At 70.2% G+C, this 22950-nt stretch carries 23 protein-coding genes and 1 rRNA gene; 10 read left to right on the top strand and 14 right to left on the bottom strand.

The window, feature by feature from the left end:
• Positions 1 to 108: 108 nt before the first annotated feature.
• Positions 109 to 483, bottom strand: coding sequence for a VOC family protein (locus tag FHX45_RS12160; RefSeq protein ID WP_167100218.1), 375 nt, complete (start codon positions 481 to 483; stop codon positions 109 to 111).
• A 73-nt stretch (positions 484 to 556) separates the two neighbouring features.
• Positions 557 to 1705 (bottom strand): PA containing protein, encoded by a 1149-nt coding sequence (locus FHX45_RS12155; RefSeq protein ID WP_341771436.1) that lies wholly within the window; start codon positions 1703 to 1705, stop codon positions 557 to 559.
• 205 nt (positions 1706 to 1910) lie between these two features.
• Here FHX45_RS12155 and FHX45_RS12150 point away from each other — a divergent pair, with 205 nt between their 5' ends.
• Together FHX45_RS12150 and FHX45_RS12145 are read left to right on the top strand one after the other, a co-directional pair.
• Positions 1911 to 3011 carry an adenosine deaminase gene (locus FHX45_RS12150; protein WP_167100215.1) on the top strand — a complete coding sequence of 367 codons (1101 nt, stop codon included), beginning with the start codon at positions 1911 to 1913 and terminating at the stop codon, positions 3009 to 3011.
• A 78-nt stretch (positions 3012 to 3089) separates the two neighbouring features.
• Positions 3090 to 4283: an MFS transporter gene (locus tag FHX45_RS12145; protein WP_167100212.1), complete on the top strand. Its 1194-nt coding sequence runs from the start codon at positions 3090 to 3092 to the stop codon at positions 4281 to 4283.
• Here FHX45_RS12145 and FHX45_RS12140 read toward each other — a convergent pair.
• Positions 4249 to 4611, bottom strand: a complete 363-nt coding sequence (locus FHX45_RS12140; RefSeq protein ID WP_167100210.1) for a MerR family transcriptional regulator — start codon at positions 4609 to 4611, stop codon at positions 4249 to 4251. The two genes, FHX45_RS12145 and FHX45_RS12140, sit on opposite strands and share 35 nt — an antisense overlap.
• Positions 4612 to 4757: 146 nt before the next feature.
• Positions 4758 to 6026 carry a primosomal protein gene (locus FHX45_RS12135; protein ID WP_167100206.1) on the bottom strand — a complete coding sequence of 423 codons (1269 nt, stop codon included), beginning with the start codon at positions 6024 to 6026 and terminating at the stop codon, positions 4758 to 4760.
• A gap of 108 nt (positions 6027 to 6134) precedes the next feature.
• Between FHX45_RS12135 and FHX45_RS12130 the strand changes: the two genes are divergently transcribed.
• Positions 6135 to 8639, top strand: coding sequence for a DEAD/DEAH box helicase (locus FHX45_RS12130; protein ID WP_167100203.1), 2505 nt, complete (start codon positions 6135 to 6137; stop codon positions 8637 to 8639).
• Positions 8640 to 8706: 67 nt separating this feature from the next.
• On the opposite strand, the gene FHX45_RS12125 is transcribed toward FHX45_RS12130, so the two are convergent.
• Positions 8707 to 9903 (bottom strand): hypothetical protein, encoded by a 1197-nt coding sequence (locus FHX45_RS12125; RefSeq protein ID WP_167100200.1) that lies wholly within the window; start codon positions 9901 to 9903, stop codon positions 8707 to 8709.
• Positions 9904 to 10045: 142 nt separating this feature from the next.
• Here FHX45_RS12125 and FHX45_RS12120 point away from each other — a divergent pair, with 142 nt between their 5' ends.
• The gene (locus tag FHX45_RS12120) at positions 10046 to 11308 is read left to right on the top strand and encodes a cytochrome P450 (RefSeq protein WP_167100197.1); all 1263 of its coding nucleotides are present in this window, start codon (positions 10046 to 10048) and stop codon (positions 11306 to 11308) included.
• Positions 11309 to 11495: 187 nt separating this feature from the next.
• On the opposite strand, the gene FHX45_RS27790 is transcribed toward FHX45_RS12120, so the two are convergent.
• Complete coding sequence (locus FHX45_RS27790) at positions 11496 to 11621, bottom strand: nucleotidyltransferase domain-containing protein (RefSeq protein ID WP_208405900.1); 126 nt, start codon at positions 11619 to 11621, stop codon at positions 11496 to 11498.
• Positions 11622 to 11705: 84 nt separating this feature from the next.
• The gene (locus tag FHX45_RS12110; protein ID WP_167100194.1) at positions 11706 to 11897 is read right to left on the bottom strand and encodes a ferredoxin; all 192 of its coding nucleotides are present in this window, start codon (positions 11895 to 11897) and stop codon (positions 11706 to 11708) included.
• A 122-nt stretch (positions 11898 to 12019) separates the two neighbouring features.
• On the opposite strand from FHX45_RS12110, the gene FHX45_RS12105 reads away from it, so the two are divergent.
• Positions 12020 to 12649, top strand: coding sequence for a GNAT family N-acetyltransferase (locus FHX45_RS12105; protein ID WP_167100191.1), 630 nt, complete (start codon positions 12020 to 12022; stop codon positions 12647 to 12649).
• On the opposite strand, the gene FHX45_RS12100 is transcribed toward FHX45_RS12105, so the two are convergent.
• The 4 genes from FHX45_RS12100 to FHX45_RS12085 all read right to left on the bottom strand — a co-directional run bounded on the left by FHX45_RS12100 (position 12646) and on the right by FHX45_RS12085 (position 16543).
• Positions 12646 to 13512, bottom strand: coding sequence for an aldehyde dehydrogenase family protein (locus FHX45_RS12100; protein ID WP_167100188.1), 867 nt, complete (start codon positions 13510 to 13512; stop codon positions 12646 to 12648). The genes FHX45_RS12105 and FHX45_RS12100 overlap by 4 nt on opposite strands.
• Positions 13505 to 14938, bottom strand: a complete 1434-nt coding sequence (locus FHX45_RS12095; protein WP_167100185.1) for an aldehyde dehydrogenase family protein — start codon at positions 14936 to 14938, stop codon at positions 13505 to 13507. Before FHX45_RS12095 ends, FHX45_RS12100 begins: the two co-directional genes overlap by 8 nt.
• The gene (deoC, locus tag FHX45_RS12090; RefSeq protein WP_167100182.1) at positions 14938 to 15891 is read right to left on the bottom strand and encodes a deoxyribose-phosphate aldolase; all 954 of its coding nucleotides are present in this window, start codon (positions 15889 to 15891) and stop codon (positions 14938 to 14940) included. The genes FHX45_RS12095 and deoC overlap by 1 nt, the downstream gene beginning before the upstream one ends.
• A gap of 61 nt (positions 15892 to 15952) precedes the next feature.
• Complete coding sequence (locus FHX45_RS12085; protein WP_167108806.1) at positions 15953 to 16543, bottom strand: DUF1707 SHOCT-like domain-containing protein; 591 nt, start codon at positions 16541 to 16543, stop codon at positions 15953 to 15955.
• A 105-nt stretch (positions 16544 to 16648) separates the two neighbouring features.
• Here FHX45_RS12085 and upp point away from each other — a divergent pair, with 105 nt between their 5' ends.
• Positions 16649 to 17272 (top strand): uracil phosphoribosyltransferase, encoded by a 624-nt coding sequence (gene upp, locus FHX45_RS12080; protein ID WP_167100178.1) that lies wholly within the window; start codon positions 16649 to 16651, stop codon positions 17270 to 17272.
• The gene (locus FHX45_RS12075) at positions 17273 to 17854 is read left to right on the top strand and encodes a methyltransferase domain-containing protein (protein ID WP_167100175.1); all 582 of its coding nucleotides are present in this window, start codon (positions 17273 to 17275) and stop codon (positions 17852 to 17854) included.
• Here FHX45_RS12075 and FHX45_RS12070 read toward each other — a convergent pair.
• Positions 17851 to 18441 carry a TetR/AcrR family transcriptional regulator gene (locus FHX45_RS12070; protein ID WP_167100172.1) on the bottom strand — a complete coding sequence of 197 codons (591 nt, stop codon included), beginning with the start codon at positions 18439 to 18441 and terminating at the stop codon, positions 17851 to 17853. The genes FHX45_RS12075 and FHX45_RS12070 overlap by 4 nt on opposite strands.
• A gap of 82 nt (positions 18442 to 18523) precedes the next feature.
• Here FHX45_RS12070 and FHX45_RS12065 point away from each other — a divergent pair, with 82 nt between their 5' ends.
• Together FHX45_RS12065 and FHX45_RS12060 are read left to right on the top strand one after the other, a co-directional pair.
• Positions 18524 to 18925 carry a MerR family transcriptional regulator gene (locus FHX45_RS12065; protein WP_167100169.1) on the top strand — a complete coding sequence of 134 codons (402 nt, stop codon included), beginning with the start codon at positions 18524 to 18526 and terminating at the stop codon, positions 18923 to 18925.
• Positions 18922 to 19902, top strand: coding sequence for an aldo/keto reductase (locus tag FHX45_RS12060; protein ID WP_167100166.1), 981 nt, complete (start codon positions 18922 to 18924; stop codon positions 19900 to 19902). Before FHX45_RS12065 ends, FHX45_RS12060 begins: the two co-directional genes overlap by 4 nt.
• 24 nt (positions 19903 to 19926) lie before the next feature.
• On the opposite strand, the gene FHX45_RS12055 is transcribed toward FHX45_RS12060, so the two are convergent.
• Together FHX45_RS12055 and FHX45_RS12050 are read right to left on the bottom strand one after the other, a co-directional pair.
• A complete protein-coding gene (locus tag FHX45_RS12055; RefSeq protein ID WP_167108803.1) occupies positions 19927 to 20316 on the bottom strand; it encodes a hypothetical protein in 390 nt (129 codons plus the stop codon).
• 64 nt (positions 20317 to 20380) lie between these two features.
• The gene (locus FHX45_RS12050) at positions 20381 to 20833 is read right to left on the bottom strand and encodes a flavodoxin family protein (RefSeq protein WP_167100163.1); all 453 of its coding nucleotides are present in this window, start codon (positions 20831 to 20833) and stop codon (positions 20381 to 20383) included.
• 456 nt (positions 20834 to 21289) lie between these two features.
• Between FHX45_RS12050 and FHX45_RS12045 the strand changes: the two genes are divergently transcribed.
• A 16S ribosomal RNA gene (locus FHX45_RS12045) occupies positions 21290 to 22814 on the top strand.
• Positions 22815 to 22950: the final 136 nt, after the last annotated feature.

Here is a 22950-nt window from a genome sequence, read left to right as displayed (position 1 = left end):
TCCCCACCGTCACGCGGCGCTCAGCCACCGGACCGGCCAACTCACCACCCGTTGGGCGCGGCGTGTTTGCTGGTGTGGGCGGGGTGTTCGCCGTTGTGGGGGTGGGGGTCAGCTTGACGCCGGGTGGCTGAGGTCCACCACGCAGAAGATGTTGCCCTCCGGGTCGGCCAGTACCACGAAGTCCGGGTCGGCCGGGTAGCTGTCCCAGTCCACCTCGGTCGCGCCCAGCGACACCAGGCGCGCGACCTCGGCCACCTGCTCCGCACGGTTGTCGGCGAACAGGTCCAGGTGCAGCCGGGGATGCCGCTGCACGGGCGTCTCACTGCGGATCAGGCCCAGGACCGGGCCGCGCTGGTCGCTGAGCGTGCGCCAGTTCTCGTTCTCCCACTCGCTGCTTCTGGTCAGGCCGAGCGCCGCCGACCAGAACGCGGTCGCACGCTCGAGGTCGTCCACTCCGAGCACGGTGATCCCCAGTCGCAGCATGGCGCTCACCCTAGAACATGCGGAAAGCCCCGGACACGAACCAGCGTGCCGGGGCTTTCCGGGGAAGCGGTACTCAGGCGTCGGAGTCGTCGCCCTCGGGCTTGGTCTTCACGTCCGCGTTCTTCGGCGCCCGGCCGTTGCGGGCGCGGCGCGGCTGGCGCTGCACCGGGGGCGGCGGAGCGATCTGCGGGACGGACGGGCCGCCGCCGAGCATCAGTTCCGCGAACGTCGCCATCGCCTCGTCGAGCTGACCGCCGATGCGCCGCTCGGACTCCTCGTTGCTGCGCCGCACCAGCGAACCGACCGACTCGGTGTCCGGACGGCTGGCCAGCGTGCCCTCGACCCGCGAGAAGCCGCTCTTCACCGCGCCGCCGAGGTCGCCGAACTGCGCGGCCACGCCCTCGTCGACCTTGTCGACCCGGCCGGCCAGGTTGTCCAGGCGGCCGGTGATCTCTTCCAGCCGTGCGGACAGCGCTTCCAGCCGCTCGGTCGGGTCCAGCATCTCGGCGGTCTCGTCGATCGCGCCGCGCAGCGACTGCGTGGCCGCCTCGACGCGTTCCCGGTGCTGGGCGTCCGCCTCGTCCACGCGGCCGCGCAGCGCGGACAGGCCGTTGTCGACCCGCTCCCGCAGCTCGCCGGCACCGTTCTCCACCCGCTCGCGCAGCTCGCCCAGCCCCGAGTCGACCCGGTCGCGCAGGATGGACTCGGCCATCTCGATGCGCTCCTTGACCGGGCCGTGCACGGCCTGCGGCAGCGCGTCGAGCTTCGCGTCCTGCTTGTCCAGGTGACCGTTGAGGTCGTCCAGGCGGCGGTGGATGTTCTCCAGCTTGTCCTCGAGCCCGTCCATCCGGCCGGCCACGCCCTCGAACCGGGCGGCCACGCCGTCCAGACGACCGTCGAGCTGGGCGAACGGCTTCGCCAGCTTGTCGACGATGCTTTCCACCGCGCGCGCCAGGTCCGCCAGCGCGTTGTCCTGCGCCTCCAGGCGGGACATCGCCTCGTCCAGGCGCTCGGCGAGCACGCCGACCTCGGTGCGGTCGGGCAGCTCCGACAGGCGCTTGCGCACGGCGCCCAGCGAGTCGACCGGAGCCAGCCGCGCGTAGATGTCATCGAGCGCGTCGAAGATCTGCTGCTGCTCGCTCTCGCGGACTTCGGCCGCGCGCACCAGCATGTTGCGCATCCGGTCGAAGGACGGAGCTCCAATGTGGTTATCAGTGGTCACTTCGATGTCCTTCGTCGGCGGGGAAAGAGGGACGTGGGCGAAGCTTAACCATTGCCGAAATTCCCGGGGTATCGCCCCCGTAAAGGCGGGCGCGTCCAGCCCGGCCCGCCGGGCCCGAAACAAGCGGCCTGAAGCTTGAGTGGAGGCTGAGAGTTGGTAGCGCGCGAGACCGGGTGGGTGACCGCTTCCGGGGTACCGTCGGAGCATGTCCGGAAACTCCACTCCCGCGCCCCTGACCACGGAAAACATCCGCCGCGCGCCCAAGGTCCTGCTCCATGACCACCTCGACGGAGGACTCCGTCCGGGGACCGTCGCCGAACTGGCCGACGCGCTGGGGTACCGCGATCTGCCCACCACCGACGTGGCCGAGCTGGGCCGCTGGTTCCGCGAGGCGGCCGACTCCGGGTCCCTGGAGTCCTACCTGGAGACCTTCGCGCACACCTGTGGCGTCATGCAGACCGAAGAAGCCCTGGTCAGGGTCGCCAGGGAGTGCGTGGAGGACCTCGCCGCGGACGGTGTCGCGTACGCCGAGGTGCGGTACGCGCCGGAGCTGTTCGTCGAGCGCGGGCTGTCGCTCGACGCCGTCGTCGAGGCCGTTCAGGCCGGGTTTGCGGAGGGTGAGCGCCGAGCCGCTCAGCAGGGAAAAGTCATCCGAATGGGTACTTTGTTGTGTGCGATGCGTCAGCACGCGCGCGCGGCGGAGATCGCCGAGCTCGCGGTGCGTTACCGGGACGCCGGTGTGGCCGGGTTCGACATCGCCGGACCGGAAGCGGGATTCCCGCCCACCCGCAATCTCGACGCATTCGAATACCTGCGCACCAACAATGCGCATTTCACCATTCACGCCGGTGAGGCGTTCGGGCTCGCGTCGATTTGGGAGGCGATTCAGCATTGTGGCGCGGAACGGCTCGGGCACGGCGTGCGAATCGTCGACGACATCAAGCGCGATCCGGACGGGACGGTCCACCTGGGCCGGCTCGCGAGCTACGTCCGCGACCGCCGCATCCCGCTGGAGATCTGCCCGTCATCCAACGTCCAGACGGGTGCGGCGGCGTCGATCGCCGACCATCCGATCGGGCTACTGGCGGACTTGCGCTTCCGGGTGACGGTGAACACGGACAACCGGCTCATGAGCGGCTGCACGATGTCGAGTGAGTTCGCCGCACTCGCGGAGGCGTTCGGCTACGGCTGGGCCGACTTCCAGTGGTTCACGATCAACGCGATGAAGTCGGCGTTCCTCGATTTCGATCAACGACTCGACTTGATCAACAACGTGATCAAACCCGGCTACGCGGAGCTGCTGTGAAAGCCGCTTGTGATCGTTAGCCGCAGCAAGTAAAGTCCAAGATGTAGGAAGTTCTTCTCATATCTTGGGACGGTCGCGATGAGCCGAGCAGCAGCGGTGGACACGAGGAGTAGGCGCCGGTGGGGCATCCTCGCGCTCGGCCTCGCGGCCCAGACCGCGAGCTGCTCGTTCCTCTTCGGCATCCCGTTCCTGGTGCCCGCGATGCGGACGGCCGGCCTGACGCTCGCGCAGGCCGGCACCATCGTCGCCGCGCCCAGCATCGGCCTGCTGTTCACGCTGATCGCGTGGGGCGCGGCGGCCGACCGCTACGGCGAGCGCGTGGTGATGGCGCTGGGCCTGGGCGCGTCGTCGGTGCTGCTGCTGGTCACGGGGCTGGTCATGCCGTCCACCGGGGTGCTGTTCGGGTTGTTCCTGCTCGCCGGGGCGCTCACCGCGTCGGTGAACGCGGCCAGCGGGCGGGCGGTCATGGGCTGGTTCGGGCCGGACGAACGCGGCACCGCCATGGGCATCCGGCAGACCGCGCAGCCGCTCGGTGTCGGGATCGCGGCGCTGGCCCTGCCGCCGCTGGCGGAGCACGCGGGCTTTGCGGCGGCGGTGCTGTTCCCCGGGGTTTTCGGGCTGGTGGTGGCCGCGCTGGTCGCCTGGCTGGTGATCGACCCGCCGCGGCCGGTGAAGAAGGCGGGCGCTCCGAAACCCGCGTCCCCCTACCGGAGGCCGGCCCTGTGGCGGCTGCACGGCGCCAGCACGTTGCTGGTGGTCCCGCAGTTCGCGGTGTCCGCGTTCGCGCCGATCTACCTGGTGTCCGAGCACGGGTGGAGCGCACTGTCCGCGGGCTGGTTCCTGGCGGTGGTGCAGGTGCTGGGCGCGGCGGGGCGGCTCGTCTCCGGCTACTGGTCCGACCGCGTGGGCAGCAGGCTGCGGCCGATGCGGCAGCTGGCGGTGGCGAGCGCGGCGGTCATGCTGCTGGTCGCCGTCGGGGACGTGAGCTGGTCGTGGGTGGTGCTGCTCGCCCTGGCGCTGGCCGCGGTGATCACGGTCGCGGACAACGGGCTGGGGTTCACCGCCTCGGCCGAACTGGCCGGGATCGACTGGGCGGGCCGGGCGATGGGCGCGCAGAACACCGCCCAGAACGTCGCGGCATCCCTGACCCCGCCGCTGCTGGGCCTGGTGATCGGCGACTCGCGCTACGCGCTGGCGTTCTGCGTGGCCGCGATCTTCCCGGTGCTGGCCATCGGCCTCACGCCCGTTCGCGCTGAGACTCGGTCGTCGTGATGGCCTGACGCAGGGCGGCCCGCGCGGCGGTGAGCTCCGCGGCGCGGGCGTCCAGCTCGGTCAGCCGGGCGCGCAGCGTGTCCAGCACGCCGGGACAGGCGTCGAGCCTGCCGTCCGGGTGGGCGCAGTCGATGATCCGCCGGATCTCCCGCGTCGGCAGGCCGGCGGCGAGCAGTTCGCGGATCTGCTGCACGCGCTCGACGGCACCCGCGTCGTACTCGCGATACCCGTTGTCCCGCCGGTCGGCCGCGAGGAGGCCGACGCGCTCGTAGTACCGCAGCAGCCGGTCGCTCGTGCCCGTGCGCCGGGCCAGCTCACCGATCAGCATCGCGTGACCTTCCCACCATGTCAGGCACCAACACCGGCCGGGAACCCACGATTCCCGGAGGAATCATGATTGTCGGTGCCGGACGGACACAGCGCGCGCCGCGGTCCTCGGTGGGAACGCGGCGCGCCTGCTCGGACCCGGGTGACTCAGTGGACCCGTAGCCGGTTCTCGAACGCCTCGACCAGCTTGCGCCACTCGCTCTGCTCGGTGTCGAACGGTGCGCTCGGCGCGAGCCGGCCGGGGTCCGGCTTCAGCACGAACGACACCAGCCAGCCCAGGCTCTCCGAAGTGGACAGTGCGGCGGCCGTCGAGTCGTCACCGGCCCAGTCCGCCGCGTCGGTGAGCAGCTCGACCGCCAGGTCCAGCTGGGTCGGGTCGATCGCGTCCGGCCCGGCGGCGAGGTCCTCGTCCAGGCCCGCCAGCACGTAGGTGTTCTCGGGATCGACCTCGACCTCCAGCTCGCCCGCGGTCGCCCGGGACAGCACGGCGTCCCAAGTGGACACCTCGGCCAGGTCGTTGTCGGCGAAGGCGTTGCCGTCGGCCAGCGCGCGGCCCAGCGCCTTCTCCGACTTGAACACGTCGATCTTGCCCGCACTGCCGAGGAAGACCGGCTCGTCGTCGAGGTAGCACCGCAGCGAGTAGTACTCGTGGCCGACGGTGATGATCTTGATCGGGTCGATGCCGACCTCGGCCCAGAAACCGGTCGGCACGTCCTCCTCGTCCTCCTCCTCGTCCTGGTCGCCGTCGGTGGTCTCGACCGTGTCCAGGTCCTCGTCGGCCTGCTCGGACTCGACCTCGGCCTCCGCGGACTCCTCCAGGAACGTGGCCAGCTCCTCCGCGGTCTGCTCGAGCACGCCGGCGTCCACATCGGGCACCGTGACCAGGCCGTCGATCGCGTCCAGCACGGTGTCCCACTTCTCGGACACCGCCTCGGACAGGTCGTTCCACAGCCGCTCGCCCTCGCGGCCGGTGAACGGCAATCTGCCCTGCTCCAGCAGCGAGAAGCCCTCGGTGGCGTCCAGGATCTCGTGTACCTCGTCCAGCTCGCAGACGTCGGCCAGCGACCGCACGATGCCGACGATCTCGGCCAGCTCGCTGATCGTCCACGAATCCGGGTCCTCGGCCACCAGCTCCGGGACGCCGACGAGGTCGTAGGAGTGGTCGTCGTCGGGGATCAGCTCCGGCACGTTCAGCGCGGGCACCGCGGCCCACGCCGGGTGGTCGATCAGGTCGTGCTGTTCGGCCGTCCGGACGAACGCGGCCAGGTGCGCGGCGTCGGGGAAGGCGTACAGGTCGTCCTCGTCGCCGAGGAACGCCTCCCACTCCTCACCGTCCTCCCGCCAGCGCGGGGCCCAAAGGGTCACCAGGTCCCCCTGCGGCAGCCCGAGTTCGATCGGGACGATGTCCTGTGCCATGCCAGCCCTCCGGATTACACCTGTGTGTGGGAAGCCTACGGCTTGACGGGACCGGCCGCGATGGGCCCCATCCGCTCTGCGGCCGCGAATGGCACGATGGTACCCACGATGAGCCTTTCAGACCTCCTGCCTGCGGATCCCGACCCAGACACGCTGTTCGAGACGTTTTCGGCCTGGACGGCCGGACGCGGGCTCGAGCTGTACCCGGCGCAGGAAGAGGCGCTGATCGAGGTCGTCTCCGGTGCGAACGTCATCCTGTCCACCCCCACCGGATCGGGGAAGAGCCTGGTCGCGGTGGGCGCGCACTTCACCGCTCTCGCGCACGGCAAGCGCAGTTACTACACCGCGCCCATCAAGGCACTGGTCTCGGAGAAGTTCTTCCAGCTCATCGAGATCTTCGGTGCCGACAACGTCGGCATGATGACCGGTGACTCCGCCGTCAACCCGGATGCCCCGATCATCTGCTGCACCGCGGAAATCCTGGCGAACATCGCGTTGCGCTACGGGGCCGACGCGCCCGTCGGCCAGGTCGTGGCCGACGAGTTCCACTTCTACTCCGAGCCCGACCGCGGCTGGGCCTGGCAGGTGCCGCTGCTGGAGCTGCCGCACGCACAGTTCGTGCTGATGTCGGCCACGCTGGGTGACGTCACGTTCTTCGAGAAGGACCTGACCCGCCGCACCGGCCGCCCGACGGCGGTGGTCACCTCGGCGCAGCGCCCGGTGCCGCTGACCTACCGCTACGCGCTCACGCCGCTGCACGAGACGATGACCGAGCTGCTCGCCGGCGGGCAGGCCCCGGTGTACGTGGTGCACTTCTCGCAGGCCGCGGCGATCGAGCGGGCGCAGGCGCTGATGAGCATCAACGTCACCACCCGCGCCGAGAAGGACGCACTGGCCGAGGCCATCGGCGACTTCCGGTTCTCCGCCGGGTTCGGCAAGTCCCTGTCCCGGCTGGTCCGGCACGGCATCGGCGTGCACCACGCCGGGATGCTGCCCAAGTACCGGCGGCTCGTCGAGCAGCTCGCGCAGGCCGGGCTGCTGAAGGTGATCTGCGGGACCGACACGCTCGGGGTGGGCATCAACGTCCCGATCCGCACGGTGGTGTTCTCCGCGCTGACCAAGTACGACGGGGTGCGCCAGCGGCACCTCAAGGCCCGCGAGTTCCACCAGATCGCCGGCCGCGCCGGACGGGCCGGGTACGACACCGACGGGTACGTGGTGGTGCAGGCGCCGGACCACGTGGTCGAGAACGCGAAGGCCCTGCAGAAGGCGGGCGACGACCCGAAGAAGAAGCGCAAGATCGTCCGCAAGAGCGCGCCGGAGGGGTTCGTCAACTGGACCGAGAGCACGTTCGAGCGGCTGATCTCGTCGCCGCCCGAGCCGCTGACGTCCAGCTTCCAGGTCAGCCACGCGATGCTGCTCAACGTGATCTCGCGGCCGGGCAACGCGTTCGCCCACATGCGGCACCTGCTGGAGGACAACCACGAGGACCGGCCGTCGCAGCGCAAGCACATCCGCCGCGCCATCGCGATCTACCGGGCGCTGGTCGCCGCGGGTGTGGTGGAGCGGCTGTCCGAACCGGACGACCAGGGCCGGACCGTGCGGCTGACCATGGACCTGCAGCTGGACTTCGCGTTGAACCAGCCGCTGTCGCCGTTCGCGCTGGCCGCGATCGAACTGCTGGACAGCGGGTCCCCGGCGTACGCGCTGGACGTGGTGTCGGTGATCGAGTCCACAGTGGAGAATCCGCGGCCGGTGCTGTCGCAGCAGCAGTTCAAGGCTCGCGGCGAAGCCGTCGCGGCGCTCAAGGCCGAGGGGGTCGAGTACGAGGAGCGGATGGCGCTGCTCGACGACGTCACCTACCCGAAGCCGCTTCAGGACCTGCTGGAGGCGGCGTACGACACGTACCGGCGCGGGCACCCGTGGGTCGCGGACTACGAGCTGAAGCCGAAGTCGGTCGTCCGCGACATGTACGAGCGGGCGATGAACTTCGTCGAATACGTGAACTTCTACTCGCTGGCGCGCTCGGAGGGCCTGGTGCTGCGGTACCTGGCCGACACCTACGACGCGCTGCGGCGGACGGTGCCGGACGAGGCGAAGACCGAGCCGCTGGAGGACCTGATCGCGTGGCTCGGTGAGATGGTGCGCCAGGTCGACTCGAGCCTGCTGGACGAGTGGGAGGCGCTGCGGCACCCGGGGGAGGAGCCGGTCGCGGCCGCCGCGTTGCCGGAGAAACCGCCGCCGGTCACCGCCAACGAGCGTGCGTTCCGGGTACTGGTGCGCAACCAGATGTTCCGGCGGGTCGAGCTGGCGGCCCGGCGCGCGTACGCGGAGCTGGGGGAGCTGGACGCGGCGTCCGGCTGGAACGACATCGAGTGGGAAGCCGCGCTGGAGTCCTACTACGAGCAGCACGACTCGATCGGGATCGGCCCGGACGCGCGCGGACCGGCGATGCTGATGATCTCGAAGGAGCCGGAGGTGTGGCGCGTGCGGCAGATCTTCGACGACCCGGCGGGCGACCACGACTGGGGCATCAGCGCGGAGGTGGACCTGGCCGCCTCCGACGAGGCCGGCAGTGCGGTCCTGCGGGTCACGGCGGTCGACCAGCTCTGAGTGGTGTGCGGCGGATCTCCTCGCCGCGGCGTCCTGGGGGTTGGGACGCCGCGGCGAGGAGTGCTGGTCAACGCTGGTGTCGGGGCACAGCGTCGACCGGGCCGCCGTCCGGTGCGGCGGCGTCGGGGTAGCGGGGCAGGCCCGCGAACGTGCCCGTCCCCTGCTGCTGCGGTACGGCCGGCGGCTGGTCCTGGTCGGTCTGCGGGAACGGCTCCGGGTTGCGGCGGTACAGCGCCGGGGTCGGCGCGGTCGGGGCCGTGTCCATCGGCGAGCCGGCCTGCATGCCGGGCGTCACGTCCGCGGCGTACGCCTGCTGTGCGCCGGACGGCCCGTCGGGCGAGGCGTAGATCCGCGACTGGGTCGGCACTTCGCCGCTGTAGGACTGGTGGCCGCCCGGCAGTTCCCCCGGGTAGCTCTGGTCGCCGGAGGACGTTTCCGCCGCCGGGTACGGCTGGTCGCCGGAGGACACGGTCGTCGGGTAGGGCTGGCCGTTGGACGACGGTTCCGCCGATGGGTACGACGGGACGCCGGCGGGCGTGTCGGTGCCGTAGCTCTGCCCGCCGCCGGGTTCCGCCATCGGGTACGGCTGCGGCCCGGTGGACGAGGTTTCCGTGCCGTAGCCGGGGATCGGCTGGCTGCCCGACGGCGTGTCCGCGGCGGCGTAGGGCCGGCCACCGGAGGACGCGTCCGTCCACGGTTGACCGCCGGCCGGTGTCGCGTACTGGCTGCCGTACTGGTTCCCGTACTGGTTCCCCGGCGGTGCTTCCATCCCGTACGGACTCCCGGAGGGCGCGTCGAACGAGGCGTAGGACGGCATGGGCACATCCGACGGCGTGCGGGTGACCGGCCGCCGCGGGTCGGGCATCGGCGCCGCCTCGGGACGCATCTGGGCGGCCGCCGGGTCCGTCCCGATCGTCGGCGGGCGCTCAGCCTGCGGGTTCCGGTCGGCGCCGGACTGGAACTCCATCGGCCGTTGCCCCGGCGCGGCGTGGTGACGCCCTTGCGGGCGTGTCAGGTCGTCCTCACCGGAGTAGCCGGCCAGCGGGTTCTTGCCGTTGCGCTTCGGCCCCCGCCGGGACACGCCCACCAGCCCGAACAGGCCGAGCAGCCCCAGCAAGCCCCACAGTCCCGGGGGTAGGTGGCTGAGCTGCTCTTGCGAGAGGGCGTACTGGTTCCCGGCGGGCGCGGCGGAGGCCACCGCGGAGCCGGATGACAGGAGGACGCCGAGCGCGGCGGCCATCCCGAGGCGGGCCTTGTCGGGCATCTGGGCACACTCCCCTTGTTGTGGTGACGCCACGATGTACCCGCCACCCTCTGGTCCAGACCGCACGCCGACCTAGTGGGTGACCAGCACCACCTGCGCGAGTGACGCGGGAACCGCCGGTGGCCGCGTGTAACCTGCGGCTATGGGGCTTCGCGCGCGTGTGGTTTCGTGGGTGGGCCGGCGCTACCTGGCGAGGGCGCAGAAGAAGGGCTTCGACCTGTCGGTCCTGCCCGACTCGGCGTTGATGCCGCTGCGCCGCGACGGGCTGGACCCGGTGCCGGAGCTGGGCGCGGCCCGGCGGGAGGCGCCGGTGCGCCGGTTGCCGCTGCCGTTCGGCATCACCGCGTGGCTCGTCACCGGGTACGGCGAGGCGAAGGAAGTCCTCGCGGCCACCGACAAGTTCAGCAACGACTACACGAACCTGGTCGGCAAGGCCGGCCTGTCCGCCGAGCAGAACCCGGGCGGGCTCGGGTTCGCCGACCCGCCGGACCACACGCGGCTGCGCAAGCTGCTGACCCCGGAGTTCACGATGCGGCGGCTGAGCCGGCTCACCCCGCGCATCGACGAGATCATCGCCGCCCAGCTCGATGCGATGGACGCGGCGGACGGTCCGGTCGACCTGATGCAGTCGTTCGCGTTGCCGATCCCGTCGTTGACGATCTGCGAGCTGCTCGGGGTGTCCTACGAGGACCGGGACGACTTCCAGCGGCTGAGCACGGTGCGGTTCGACCTGTTCGCCGGTGCGGGTGCCTCGTTCGGCGCCATCTCCGAGTCCCTGTCCTACCTGCTGGAGATCGTGCGGAAGCAACGCGAGTCGCCGGGGGACGGCCTGCTCGGGATGCTGGTGAAGGAACACGGCGACGACATCTCCGACCGTGAGCTCGCCGGGCTCGCCGACGGCGTGCTCACCGGCGGCCTGGAGACCACGGCGAGCATGCTGGCGCTGGGTGCGATCGTGCTGCTGCGTGACCGCGCGACGTTCGACCTGGTGCGCGACTCCGACGACGCCGCGCACCGGTTCGTCGAGGAGCTGCTGCGGTACCTGACGGTGGTGCAGGTGGCGTTCCCCCGGTTCGCCCGGGAGGACGTCACGGTCGGCGGGCAGGAGATCGCCAAGGGCGACATCGTGTTCGTGTCGCTCAGCGGGGCCAACCGGGACAGCGCGCTGGGGTCCGAAATGGAGTCGTTCGACCCCGCCCGACCGCCGGCGCAGCACCTGGCCTTCGGCTGGGGCGTGCACCGGTGCATCGGGGCCGAGCTGGCGCGCATGGAGCTGCGTGCGGCGTACCCGGCGCTCGTCCGCCGCTTCCCGGGCCTGCGGCTGGACGTCGAGCCGGAACGGTTGAGCTACCGCCGGACGTCGATCGTCTACGGCGTGGACAGCCTCCCGGTCCGGGTCAGGTGAGCTCGCCGAGCACCGCGCGGCGAGCCGTCAGCAGGCGCTCACGCCGCATAGAGCGGCCTTGATTCGGCGAGCACGGCATCGCGCAGCAGAGGTTCAGGTACCGCTTCGCCACGAGGTCGACCGGGCGACCGAACAGTGCAGCCAGTTCCTCGTTCAGATCCTCGATCTCCCAGCCGAGCCGGAGTTCCTACACGATGTCGATGTCGCTGGAGGGGCGAACCTCACCACGCGCGGCGGAACCGAACACGAGCAGCTCGGCGATCCCGTAGCGCGCGCAGATGTCCCGGAGCGCGGCTTCGTCGACCGTGGTCACACCGCCTCCTCGCCAGGACGTCTGTGCTGTGGAGCACAAATGTAGCCGAGCAGGCGGAGGATGTCAGGCGGTGAGGTGCGGCGGTCAGTCCCGCAGGGACAGCGCCATGGCGGGGCAGAGGTTGACCGCTTCCCGGGCGGTGTCCTCCTTGTCGCCGGTGGGGTGGTCGTCCAGGACGACCACGGTGCCGTCGTCGTCCTGGTCGAACAGCTCCGGGTCGGTCAGCACGCACTGGCCCGCGCCGATGCAGAGGTCGGTGTCGGCGGCGATGCGCATGGGTCCTCCTACCAGGTAGCCGGGAACTCGTGCCCACCGTAGACCGGCGGCGTCCCCGGCCGGCAGGAGCCGGGGCGGCCGATCACCGTTCCGGACCTCCAAAACCGGTGGCGAGTACCGGTATGGTGCTCGCGATGGTGATGCCCCTGCCCCGTCTCGGCCCGGCGCGCGACCGCTCGTCGGTGGCTGAGGGCATGGCCGGGCGGAAGGTGCGGTTGCGTGAGGTCACGGTCGCCGACCGGCGCACGCTGGCCGGGTTCGACCGGGACGCGGCCGAGACCCGCCGGGTCGGCGAGTACCGGCACTGGGCCGCGCACCGCGCCGAGGCCGACTTCCACTTCGCGATCGAGACGCTACGTGGTGGCCTGGTCGTCGGCTCGCTGTCGGCGACCGAGGCGGACGTGCCCGACCGGTTCAGCTACGGCATCGGGATCGGGCCGCGGCACCGCCGCTGCGGGTACGCCGGTGACGCGGTGATCACCCTGCTGCGGTTCATGTTCGGCGTGCAGGGCTACCGGAAATGCCAGGTCAGCATCTACGGCGGCAACGTCGCGTCGCTGTCGCTGCACGCCCGGCTCGGTTTCCGTGAGGAAGGCCGGGTGCGTGACACCGAACTGTCCCGCGACGGCGTCAAGTATCTGGTGCTGATGGGCATCGCGGACACCGAGTTCGCCGGGATCCATCCCGACTTCCCGGTCGAACGGGCGCGGGGCCGTCACTGGCGGCCCCGCGGTCGGCACCGGGACCGCTAGACACCCATCGGGTGCCAAACGGTCTTCGCCTCGAGGTAGCGGCGCAGCCGCGCGATGTCCGGCGGCTGCGTCCAGTCCGGTTCCGCGGCCGGCACCGCGAGCACGCGCTTGACGGTGCCCGCCGCCGCGCGCGCCAGGTCCGCCCGGATCTCCGGATCGGCGCCCGTCGGGTCGAGGGCGTTGACGTCGCCGTGCGAGGCCAGCCACGGCCCCAGCTCGCCCGCCCGGCCGGTGAGGATGTTCGCCACTCCGTCCGGCAGGTCGGACGTCGCCAGCACCTCCGAGAGGGTGATGGCCGGCAGCGGCCGGTCCGCGCTGCTCACCACGACCGCGGTGCAGCCGGCTGCCAGCGCCGGGGCGAGCACGCTCACCAGGCCGAGCAGTGACGACTCCTGCGGCGCGAGGATGCCCGCCACCCCGGTCGGTTCCGGGACGGTGAACGAGAAGTACGGCCCGGCGACCGGGTTCGCGGCGCCGAGGACGCTCGCCACCTTGTCCGTCCAGCCCGCGTACCAGACCCAGCGGTCGATCGCCGCGTCCACCACGGTTTCCGCGCGCCGCGACGGCAGACCCTCGGCCGCGCCGACCTCGGCGGCGAACTGGTCGCGGCGGCCCTCCAGCACCTCCGCGACCCGGTACAGCACCTGCCCGCGGTTGTAGGCGGTCGCGCCCGACCAGCCGCCGAACGCCTTGCGCGCGGCGACCACCGCCTCCCGCACGTCCTTGCGCGAGGCGTGCGCGGCGTTGGCGAGGAACTGTCCCTTGCGGTCGGTCACCGGGTACACCCGGCCGGACTCCGAGCGCGGGAACTTGCCGCCGATGAACAGTTTGTACGTCTTCGCGACGGTGACCCGCTCAGACATCCAGGTATCCCTCCAGACCGGTGCGGCCACCTTCGCGGCCGAAGCCCGACTCCTGGTAGCCACCGAACGGGGCGGCCGGGTCGAAGCGGTTGAACGTGTTGGCCCAGACCACGCCGGCCCGCAGCCGGTTCGCCATCCACAGGATCCGTGACCCCTTCTCGGTCCAGATTCCGGCGGACAGGCCGTAGGGCGTGTTGTTGGCCTTCGCGACGGCCTCGTCGGGCGTGCGGAAGGTGAGCACGGACAGCACCGGGCCGAAGATCTCCTCGCGGGCGATCCGCATCGACTGGTGCACCCCGGAGAACACGGTGGGGGCGAAGAAGAACCCGCGCTCGGGCACCGGGCACGGGCTGGTCCAGCGCTGCGCGCCCTCGGCCTCGCCGGAGTCGGCCAGCTCGCGGATCCTGCCCAGTTGTTCGGCCGAGTTGATCGCGCCGACGTCGGTGTTCTTGTCCAGCGGATCACCCAGCCGCAGCGTGGAAATCCGGTACCGCAGCTTGTCCAGCAGCTCGTCCACCACGGACTCCTGCGCCAGCAGCCGGGAACCGGCGCAGCACACGTGGCCCTGGTTGAAGAAGATGCCGTTGACGATGCCGTCCACGGCCTGGTCCAGCGGGGCGTCGTCGAAGACCACGTTCGCGGCCTTGCCGCCGAGTTCCAGCGTGAGCCGCTTGGGCGTGCCCGCGACCTGACGCTGGATCAGCTTGCCGACCTCGGTCGAGCCGGTGAAGGCGATCTTGTCCACGCCCGGGTGCTCCACCAGCCGCGCGCCGGTGTCACCCGCGCCGGGCAGGATGTTCACCACGCCCGGCGGCAGCCCGGCCTGCTGGCAGATCTCGCCGAACACGAGGGCGGTCAGCGGGGTCGTTTCGGCCGGCTTCAGCACCACGGTGTTGCCGGTGGCCAGGGCGGGCGCGATCTTCCACGCCAGCATCAGCAGCGGGAAGTTCCACGGGATGATCTGCCCGGCCACGCCCAGCGGTTTCGGGTCCGGCCCGAACCCGGCGTAGCCGAGCTTGTCGGCCCAGCCCGCGTGGTAGAAGAAGTGGGCGGCGACCAGCGGCAGGTCCGAGTCCCGGGACTCCCTGATCGGTTTGCCGTTGTCCAGCGTCTCCAGCACCGCCAGCTCCCGCGACCGTTCCTGGATCAGCCGCGCGATGCGGAACAGGTACTTGGCGCGCTCGCTGCCCGGCATCGGGCCCCACGTCTTCTCGAACGCCTTGCGCGCGGCCTTCACCGCCGTGTCGACGTCCGCGGCGCTCGCGGTGCTCACCTCGGCGAGCACCTCCTCGGTGGCCGGGTTGACGGTCTTGAGCGGTTCGCCGCCGCCGTCGACGAACTCGCCGTCGATGAACGGCCGGTAGCCCGGCTTCAGGTTGGCCAGCTCGAGCGACTCGGGCGCGGGTGCGTACTCGAACGCGGGCATCAGTCCACCGCCACGTAGTCGGGGCCGCCGTAGTGGCCGTCGTGCTGGGTGCGCCGCTGCAACAGCAGGTCGTTGAGCAGGCTGGACGCGCCGAAGCGGAACAGCTCCGGGGTGAGCCACTGCTCACCGGCGATCTCGTGCACGGCCACCAGGTACTTGATCGCGTCCTTGGTGGTCCGGATGCCGCCGGCCGGTTTCACGCCACGCAGCTCGCCGGTCGCGGTGAACCAGTCACGCACCGCCTGCAGCATCACGTGCGTGACCGGCAGCGTCGCGGCGGGGGAGACCTTGCCGGTGGAGGTCTTGATGAAGTCGCCGCCGGCCAGCAGGGCCAGCCAGGACGCGCGGCGCACGTTGTCGTAGGTGACCAGCTCACCGGTCTCCAGGATGACCTTCAGGTGCGCGTTCCCGCAGGCGGCCTTGACGGCCTGGATCTCCTCGAACACCGCGCCGTAGCGCCCTTCGAGGAAGGCGCCGCGGTCGATCACCATGTCGACCTCGGTCGCACCGGAGTCCACGGCCAGCGCCACGTCGGCCAGCTTCACCTGCCGCGACGAGCGGCCGGACGGGAAAGCTGTCGCGACGCTCGCGACGCCGATGCCGGTGCCCCTGAGCCCTTCGACGGCCGCCGCGACCAGGTCGGGGTACACGCACACCGCGGCGACCTGCGGTGTGTCCGGCCGGTCCGGGTCCGGACGCCGGGCCTTCGCGGTCAGCGCGCGGACCTTGCCGTGCGTGTCGGCGCCCTCGAGGGTGGTCAGGTCGACCATCGAAATCGCGGTGTCGATGGCCCACAGCTTGCTGGCCTTCTTGATGCTGCGGGTGGCCAGCGCGGCGGCCCGGGCCTCGACCCCGACCTGGTCCACACCGGGCAGCCCGTGCAGGAAGCGCCGGAGGCTCGCGTCGTCGCGGGTGGCGTCGGCGAGAGCGGCCGGCAGAGTGGGTGCGCTCACCTCGTAGAGGCTAGTACCGGGCCGTGCCCCCGGGTGGAGACCGTGCCGGCCGTGGTCCCCACTACCGGCGCGGCTTCCGGATCACCGTCACCGCGCCCCAGAACGCCAGCCCGGTGACCTTGACCACCGGCGCGCCCGGCGGCGGGGGCTGCGTGGAGGCGCCGGCCCGGTCCTGGCTCTCGAACGCGCCCATGAACCCGATGCCGGTGACGTCGACGATGACGTCGTCGGGGACCACGATGTCGATGCCGCCCATGATGGCGACCGCGGTGATGGTGCTGTGCCGCTCGGCGAAGCGGGCGGCGCGCAGGTCGAGTTCGACGCCGCCCCAGAACGCGAAGCTGTTGTGCTCGGCCGGCACGGTCCAGGCGCCCTTGCGGTCGGCGCCGGACATGATGGCGACGGACATCTTCGAGCCGGGCACGCCGCCGATCCGGTCGTCCAGGGCGGGCGTCCGGGGCGTGGCGGGCTGCACGGCACCGGCGGAGACGCCGGGCAGGTCAGCGATGGGCGGTCCGAGCTCGGCGAGGGTTTTCGCGGCGTACACGGTGTCGAGCCGTTCTTCGAGCTCCTGCACGGTGATCCGCCCTTCGGCCAGCGCGGCGTGCAGGATTTGCGCGACCCGTTCCCGGTCCGCGTCGGAGGCCCGCATCGGCGGGTGCTCGGGACTGGCAGGATGTTCCACCGCGCGAGCCTACCGAGCTTCGCCCCGGTACAGGGGCCGTTTCGCCGAGTCGATCGACTACCGTGACGCGTCATGGACGTGCATGTCGTCGATCATCCGCTGGCCAAGGCCAGGCTGTCGACCATGCGTGACGCCCGCACGGACAGCGCGGCCTTCCGGGCGGCCCTGCACGAGCTGACCGTCATGCTGATCTACGAAGCCACCCGCGAGGCGCCGGTGCGCACCGAGCGCATCCACACGCCGGTCGCCCGGACCGACGCGTTCCGGCTGGCGAACCCGCCGCTGCTGGTGCCCGTGCTGCGGGCGGGGCTGGGGATGGCCGACCAGGCGCACAAGCTGATTCCCGAGGCGCGCATGGGGTTCGTCGGGCTGGCACGCGACGAGGAGACCCTGCGGCCGACGCCGTACATGGAGTCGCTGCCCGACGACCTGTCCGACTGCCCGGTGCTGGTGCTGGACCCGATGCTCGCCACCGGCGGTTCCATGGCGTACACGATCCGGCTGCTGAGCGGCCGCGGCGCCACCGACGTCACCGCGATCTGCGCGCTCGCCGCGCCGGAGGGGCTCAAGCACCTGGCGGATTCCGGCCTGCCGGTGCGGGTGGTCACCGCGAGCGTCGACGAGCGCCTCAACGACTCCGGGTTCATCGTCCCGGGTCTCGGGGACGCGGGGGACCGGCAGTACGGGGCCCGGTAGGTGTCGTATTGGAACACCAACGTCGCCCGCCACGGTGACATCCTTCGCGCCGTCCCCGCCGGATGCGGTGACGCGCTGGACGTCGGCTGCGGGGACGGGCTGCTCGCGCGGAAGCTGACGGGGCGGGCGAAGCGGGTCACCGGGATCGACAGCTCGCCGGAGATGATCGCCCGTGCCCGCGAGCTCGCCGAGGGTGACCTGACGTTCGTCGAGGGCGACTTCCTCACCGCCGACCTGGCCGCGGGCTACGACTTCATCTGCTCGGTGTCCGCGATCCACCACATGGACTTCGCGGCGGCGCTGGCCCGCATGCGGGAGCTGCTGCGGCCGGGCGGCACGCTGGTGGTGGTCGGATTGGCCCGGGAAGCGAGCGTGGGCGACTGGATCGCGAGGATCGCCGCCGCGCCGGCCGTGCGGGTGGTGAAGGTCCTGCGCCGCGCGAGCGAACCGGAGAACATGCCCGTCGCCACGCCGCGGATGACCTACCGGGAGGTGCGGGAGGCGGCGCAGCGGCTCCTGCCCGGCGTGCGCTACCGCTGGCACGTGCTCCGCCGGTACTCCCTGACCTGGCGGAAACCCTAGGCGCGCCACCCGGCCGCGTGCGCCCGCAGCGCCGCTTCGTACGAGGCGGCCACGTCGAAGTCCGGCGGCAGGTTGCCGGCCAGCTCCAGGGAGACCAGCCCGTGCACGATGCCCCACGCGCTGACCGCGATCACCTCGGGTGCCACCGGTTTGAACGCCCCGGCCGCGATCGCCGTGCGCACGGTGTCCACCAGCGGCGCCAGTGAGTCCTGGGCGACCTGGGTGGCCTCGGCGGCCGGTTCGAAACCGGGGACCGCTTTGGTGAACATGATCGAGTACAGGTGCGGGTCGGCCAGCGCGCTCGTCCGGTACGCCAGCCCGAGCCGCACGAAGTCCTCGACCGGGTCGCCGGTCCGCTCGATCCCGCGCAGCCGTGCCCCGAACCGCCGGAACCCCTCCAGGTAGACCGCGTTGACCAGCTCCGGTTTGCCGCCGAAGAGCGAGTACACCGCGGTGGTCGAGGTGCCTGCGTCGGCGGCGAGCCGGCGCAGGCTGAGCGCCGCGGGCCCGTCCCGGGACAGGAGTTCACCGGCGCGGTCGAGCAGTTTCAGCCGGAGCGTTTCGTCGTGTGTCCGGGGTCTCGGCATGCTCCCAGGATATCGCAACGCTGTTACCGATCCCGGGGTCCGGATTTGACCTGGAGCGCACTCCAGGTCGTACTGTCGCCTTATGAGCTACTCGATAGCGGAAGCCGCACGTCGCAGCGGGCTGTCGATCGACACCCTCCGCTACTACGAGCGCATCAAGCTCGTCGAGCCGCCCGCCCGGGACGCGGCGGGAAGGCGGGTCTACTCCGACGACGACCTCGCGTGGCTGGAGTTCCTCACCAAGCTCCGCACGACCGGCATGCCGATCAAGATGATGCGGGAGTACGCGCAGCTGCGGCAGGCCGGTGACGCGGGGGTGGCCCGCCGCCGCGCGATCCTCGTCGAACAGCGCCACTCGGTCGCCGGGCGCATCGCGGAGCTCCAGGCGTGCCTGGACGTCCTCGACTACAAGATCGACAACTACGACCGGATCTGTGCCCGCATCCCGGATGCCGGTGTGGTCAGGGAGGAGATCTCCGCGTGATCGGCACGAGGAGGCTGGGCGGGCTGGAAGTCGGCGCGCAGGGCCTGGGCTGCATGGGCATGAGCCAGGCGTACGGCGTGCGCGACAACGAGGCGGAGTCGATCGCGACCATCCACCGTGCCCTGGAGCTGGGCGTGACCCTGCTGGACACGGCCGACGTCTACGGCGACGGCGCGAACGAGGAGCTGGTCGGCCGCGCGATCGCGGGCAACCGCGACCGGGTCGTGCTCGCCACCAAGTTCGGCATCCGCCGCGACGACGAGGGGCAGCAGGTGCGCGGGGACGCGGCCTACGTGCGCCAGTGCGCCGAGCGGTCGCTGCGCCGCCTGAACGTGGACCACATCGACCTCTACTACCAGCACCGGGTCGATCCGGACGTCCCGGTCGAGGAGACGTGGGGCGCGCTGTCCGAGCTGGTCGCCGAGGGCAAGGTCCGCTACCTCGGCATTTCGGAGGCGTCCGCGGACACGATCCGCCGGGCGCACGCCGTCCACGCGGTGAGCGCCCTGCAGAGTGAATGGAGCCTGTGGACGCGGGGGATCGAGGACGAGGTGGTGCCGGCCTGCCGCGAGCTGGGCATCGGGATCGTGCCGTTCTCGCCGCTCGGGCGCGGGTTCCTGACCGGCAGCATCACCACGGTGGACGAGTTGCCCGCCGACGACATGCGCCGCAACCTGCCGCGGTTCGCCGGGGGCAACCTCGACCGGAACCTGCGCATCGTCGAGGCGTTGCGGGAGCTGGCGGAGGAGAAGGGCGTGACCGCGGGGCAGCTGGCGCTGGCCTGGGTGCAGCACCAGGGCGCCGACGTGGTGCCGATCCCCGGGACGAAGCGCCGCCGGTACCTGGAGGAGAACGTCGCCGCCGCGACCCTCGAACTGTCCGGCGAGGACGTCGAGCGGATCGAGGCGGCGGTCCCGGCCGACGCCGTGGCGGGGGAGCGCTACCCGGCGGCCCTGGCCCGCACCGTCGGCAGGTGAGGTCCGCCGGTTTGGGCATCCCGCTCAGGCCACCGCCACGCCGACGGCGGTGGTGATCATCGCCGCGGCGAGCAGCACGGCGCCGCCGACCGTCACCCCGTGCGCGAGCGCCTTCCGCCCGGGCAGCAGGTGCAGGAACAACCCGCCCGACTGACCGAGGATCCCGATCAGCAGCAGGACGGACACGATCCACTGGCCGGCGGTGCCGAGCCCGCCGGCGGCGACGAGCTGCAGGGTGACCAGCGCCAGCACGAGCAGCACGCCGGCGTGTGCGTGGCCGGCGCGGAAGTAGGCCCGTTGCTGCTCGGTGAGCGCGCGTTTGCGGAGCAGGGCGAGCAGTGAGTACCCGCCGAACATCACGGTCGGCAGCGAGACCAGCGCGATCACGGTGAACAGCTGGGTGGGACCGGACAGGACGATCATCGCGAGTTCCTTTCGGGGAGACCTACGAGGATCGTAACACCGTTACATAACTTCGTTATTCCATCAGGCCCGCCGCCACCGTCGCCCCCAGCTCCCAGCACTTCTCGAGGTCGGCCTTCGACGGTGCACCGGTAACGGTCACGAACTCCGCCGCCTTCACCCAGCCGAGACCCGTGGTGATCGACTCGATGCCCCGGACCGTCCCGGCGACGTCACTGCCGCCGTGCACGTAACACCCGAACGGCCGGCCGCGCGTCGAGTCCAGGCACGGGTAGTAGACCTGGTCGAAGAAGTGCTTGAGCGCCCCCGCCATGTAGCCGAGGTTCGCCGTGGTGCCGAGCAGGTAGCCGTCGGCTTCGAGGACGTCGGTGGCGGTGGCCGCGAGAGCGGCCCGGCGCACCACGGTCACCCCTGTGATCTCGTCGGTCGTCGCGCCGTCCACCACGGCTTCGAACATGGCTTGCACGTTCGGCGAGGGCGTGTGGTGCACGATCAGCAACGTGGGCACGCCTGAGGAGCGTGCCGTGGTCGGCGCGCCGGTGCAACCGCCCGGAGGTCCCGCGTACCGACGGCGCCACGCCCTCGGCAGGCAGTTGATCAGCGCATTTACCGTTAAGGGACCCCCCTGTGCGGACCCCATTTCCGGGCATGTAATCTTCTCTTCGTCGCCAGGAAGACCGGGCCGGCGGGGAAGAAAAGCCCCACGGGAACGGGAAACCGGGCGGGGGGTCACGAACCAAGCTCCCACCTGGGGGTGGTAGAGTGGGTGACCGCCGCCGGACGAAGCCACAGCGAAATGGAGTCGGGAGACTCTGTGCCGCTGAACGGGTCGTCGGGTGACACAACAAGACGTGTTGTTTGAGAACTCAACAGTGTATTGATGAGCTAAAGCCAGTTTGATTAGCTAGAACCCTTTGTGGGTTCCTTTGAGGCTATGAATTATAGCCGGATCGATTTTCTAGCATTGTTGGAGAGTTTGATCCTGGCTCAGGACGAACGCTGGCGGCGTGCTTAACACATGCAAGTCGAACGCTGAAGCCCAGCTTGCTGGGTGGATGAGTGGCGAACGGGTGAGTAACACGTGGGTAACCTGCCCTGTACTTTGGGATAAGCCCTGGAAACGGGGTCTAATACCGGATATGACCTGGCACCGCATGGTGGTGGGTGGAAAGTTTCGGCGGTACGGGATGGGCCCGCGGCCTATCAGCTTGTTGGTGGGGTGATGGCCTACCAAGGCGACGACGGGTAGCCGGCCTGAGAGGGTGTCCGGCCACACTGGGACTGAGACACGGCCCAGACTCCTACGGGAGGCAGCAGTGGGGAATATTGCACAATGGGCGGAAGCCTGATGCAGCGACGCCGCGTGAGGGATGACGGCCTTCGGGTTGTAAACCTCTTTCGCCAGGGACGAAGCGTAAGTGACGGTACCTGGAGAAGAAGCACCGGCTAACTACGTGCCAGCAGCCGCGGTAATACGTAGGGTGCAAGCGTTGTCCGGAATTATTGGGCGTAAAGAGCTCGTAGGCGGCTTGTTGCGTCTGCTGTGAAAATCCGGGGCTTAACTCCGGACCTGCAGTGGATACGGGCAGGCTTGAGTTCGGTAGGGGAGACTGGAATTCCTGGTGTAGCGGTGAAATGCGCAGATATCAGGAGGAACACCGGTGGCGAAGGCGGGTCTCTGGGCCGATACTGACGCTGAGGAGCGAAAGCGTGGGGAGCGAACAGGATTAGATACCCTGGTAGTCCACGCTGTAAACGTTGGGCGCTAGGTGTGGGCGACTTCCACGTTGTCCGTGCCGTAGCTAACGCATTAAGCGCCCCGCCTGGGGAGTACGGCCGCAAGGCTAAAACTCAAAGGAATTGACGGGGGCCCGCACAAGCGGCGGAGCATGTGGATTAATTCGATGCAACGCGAAGAACCTTACCTGGGCTTGACATGCACTGGAAACCGGCAGAGATGTCGGCCCCCTTGTGGCCGGTGTGCAGGTGGTGCATGGCTGTCGTCAGCTCGTGTCGTGAGATGTTGGGTTAAGTCCCGCAACGAGCGCAACCCTTGTCCTGTGTTGCCAGCGCGTAATGGCGGGGACTCGCGGGAGACTGCCGGGGTCAACTCGGAGGAAGGTGGGGATGACGTCAAGTCATCATGCCCCTTATGTCCAGGGCTTCACACATGCTACAATGGCTGGTACAGAGGGCTGCGATACCGCGAGGTGGAGCGAATCCCTTAAAGCCGGTCTCAGTTCGGATCGCAGTCTGCAACTCGACTGCGTGAAGTCGGAGTCGCTAGTAATCGCAGATCAGCAACGCTGCGGTGAATACGTTCCCGGGCCTTGTACACACCGCCCGTCACGTCATGAAAGTCGGTAACACCCGAAGCCCATGGCCCAACCTCGCTTGCGGGGAGGGAGTGGTCGAAGGTGGGACTGGCGATTGGGACGAAGTCGTAACAAGGTAGCCGTACCGGAAGGTGCGGCTGGATCACCTCCTTTCTAAGGAGCACAACACATCCGCTCACCGGTTTCGGTGAGTGGGGTGGCCAGGCTCAGTGTCCGCCTGTGGCGCTGTCTGGTTGCTCGAGGAATTGTGGACGGCTGGCTGATGCTCATCGTGATGGTGTGGTGATGG

The sequence above is a fragment of the Amycolatopsis granulosa genome (assembly GCF_011758745.1).
Taxonomy (GTDB): domain Bacteria; phylum Actinomycetota; class Actinomycetes; order Mycobacteriales; family Pseudonocardiaceae; genus Amycolatopsis_E; species Amycolatopsis_E granulosa.
This window is presented reverse-complemented; position numbering and strand designations above follow the sequence as displayed.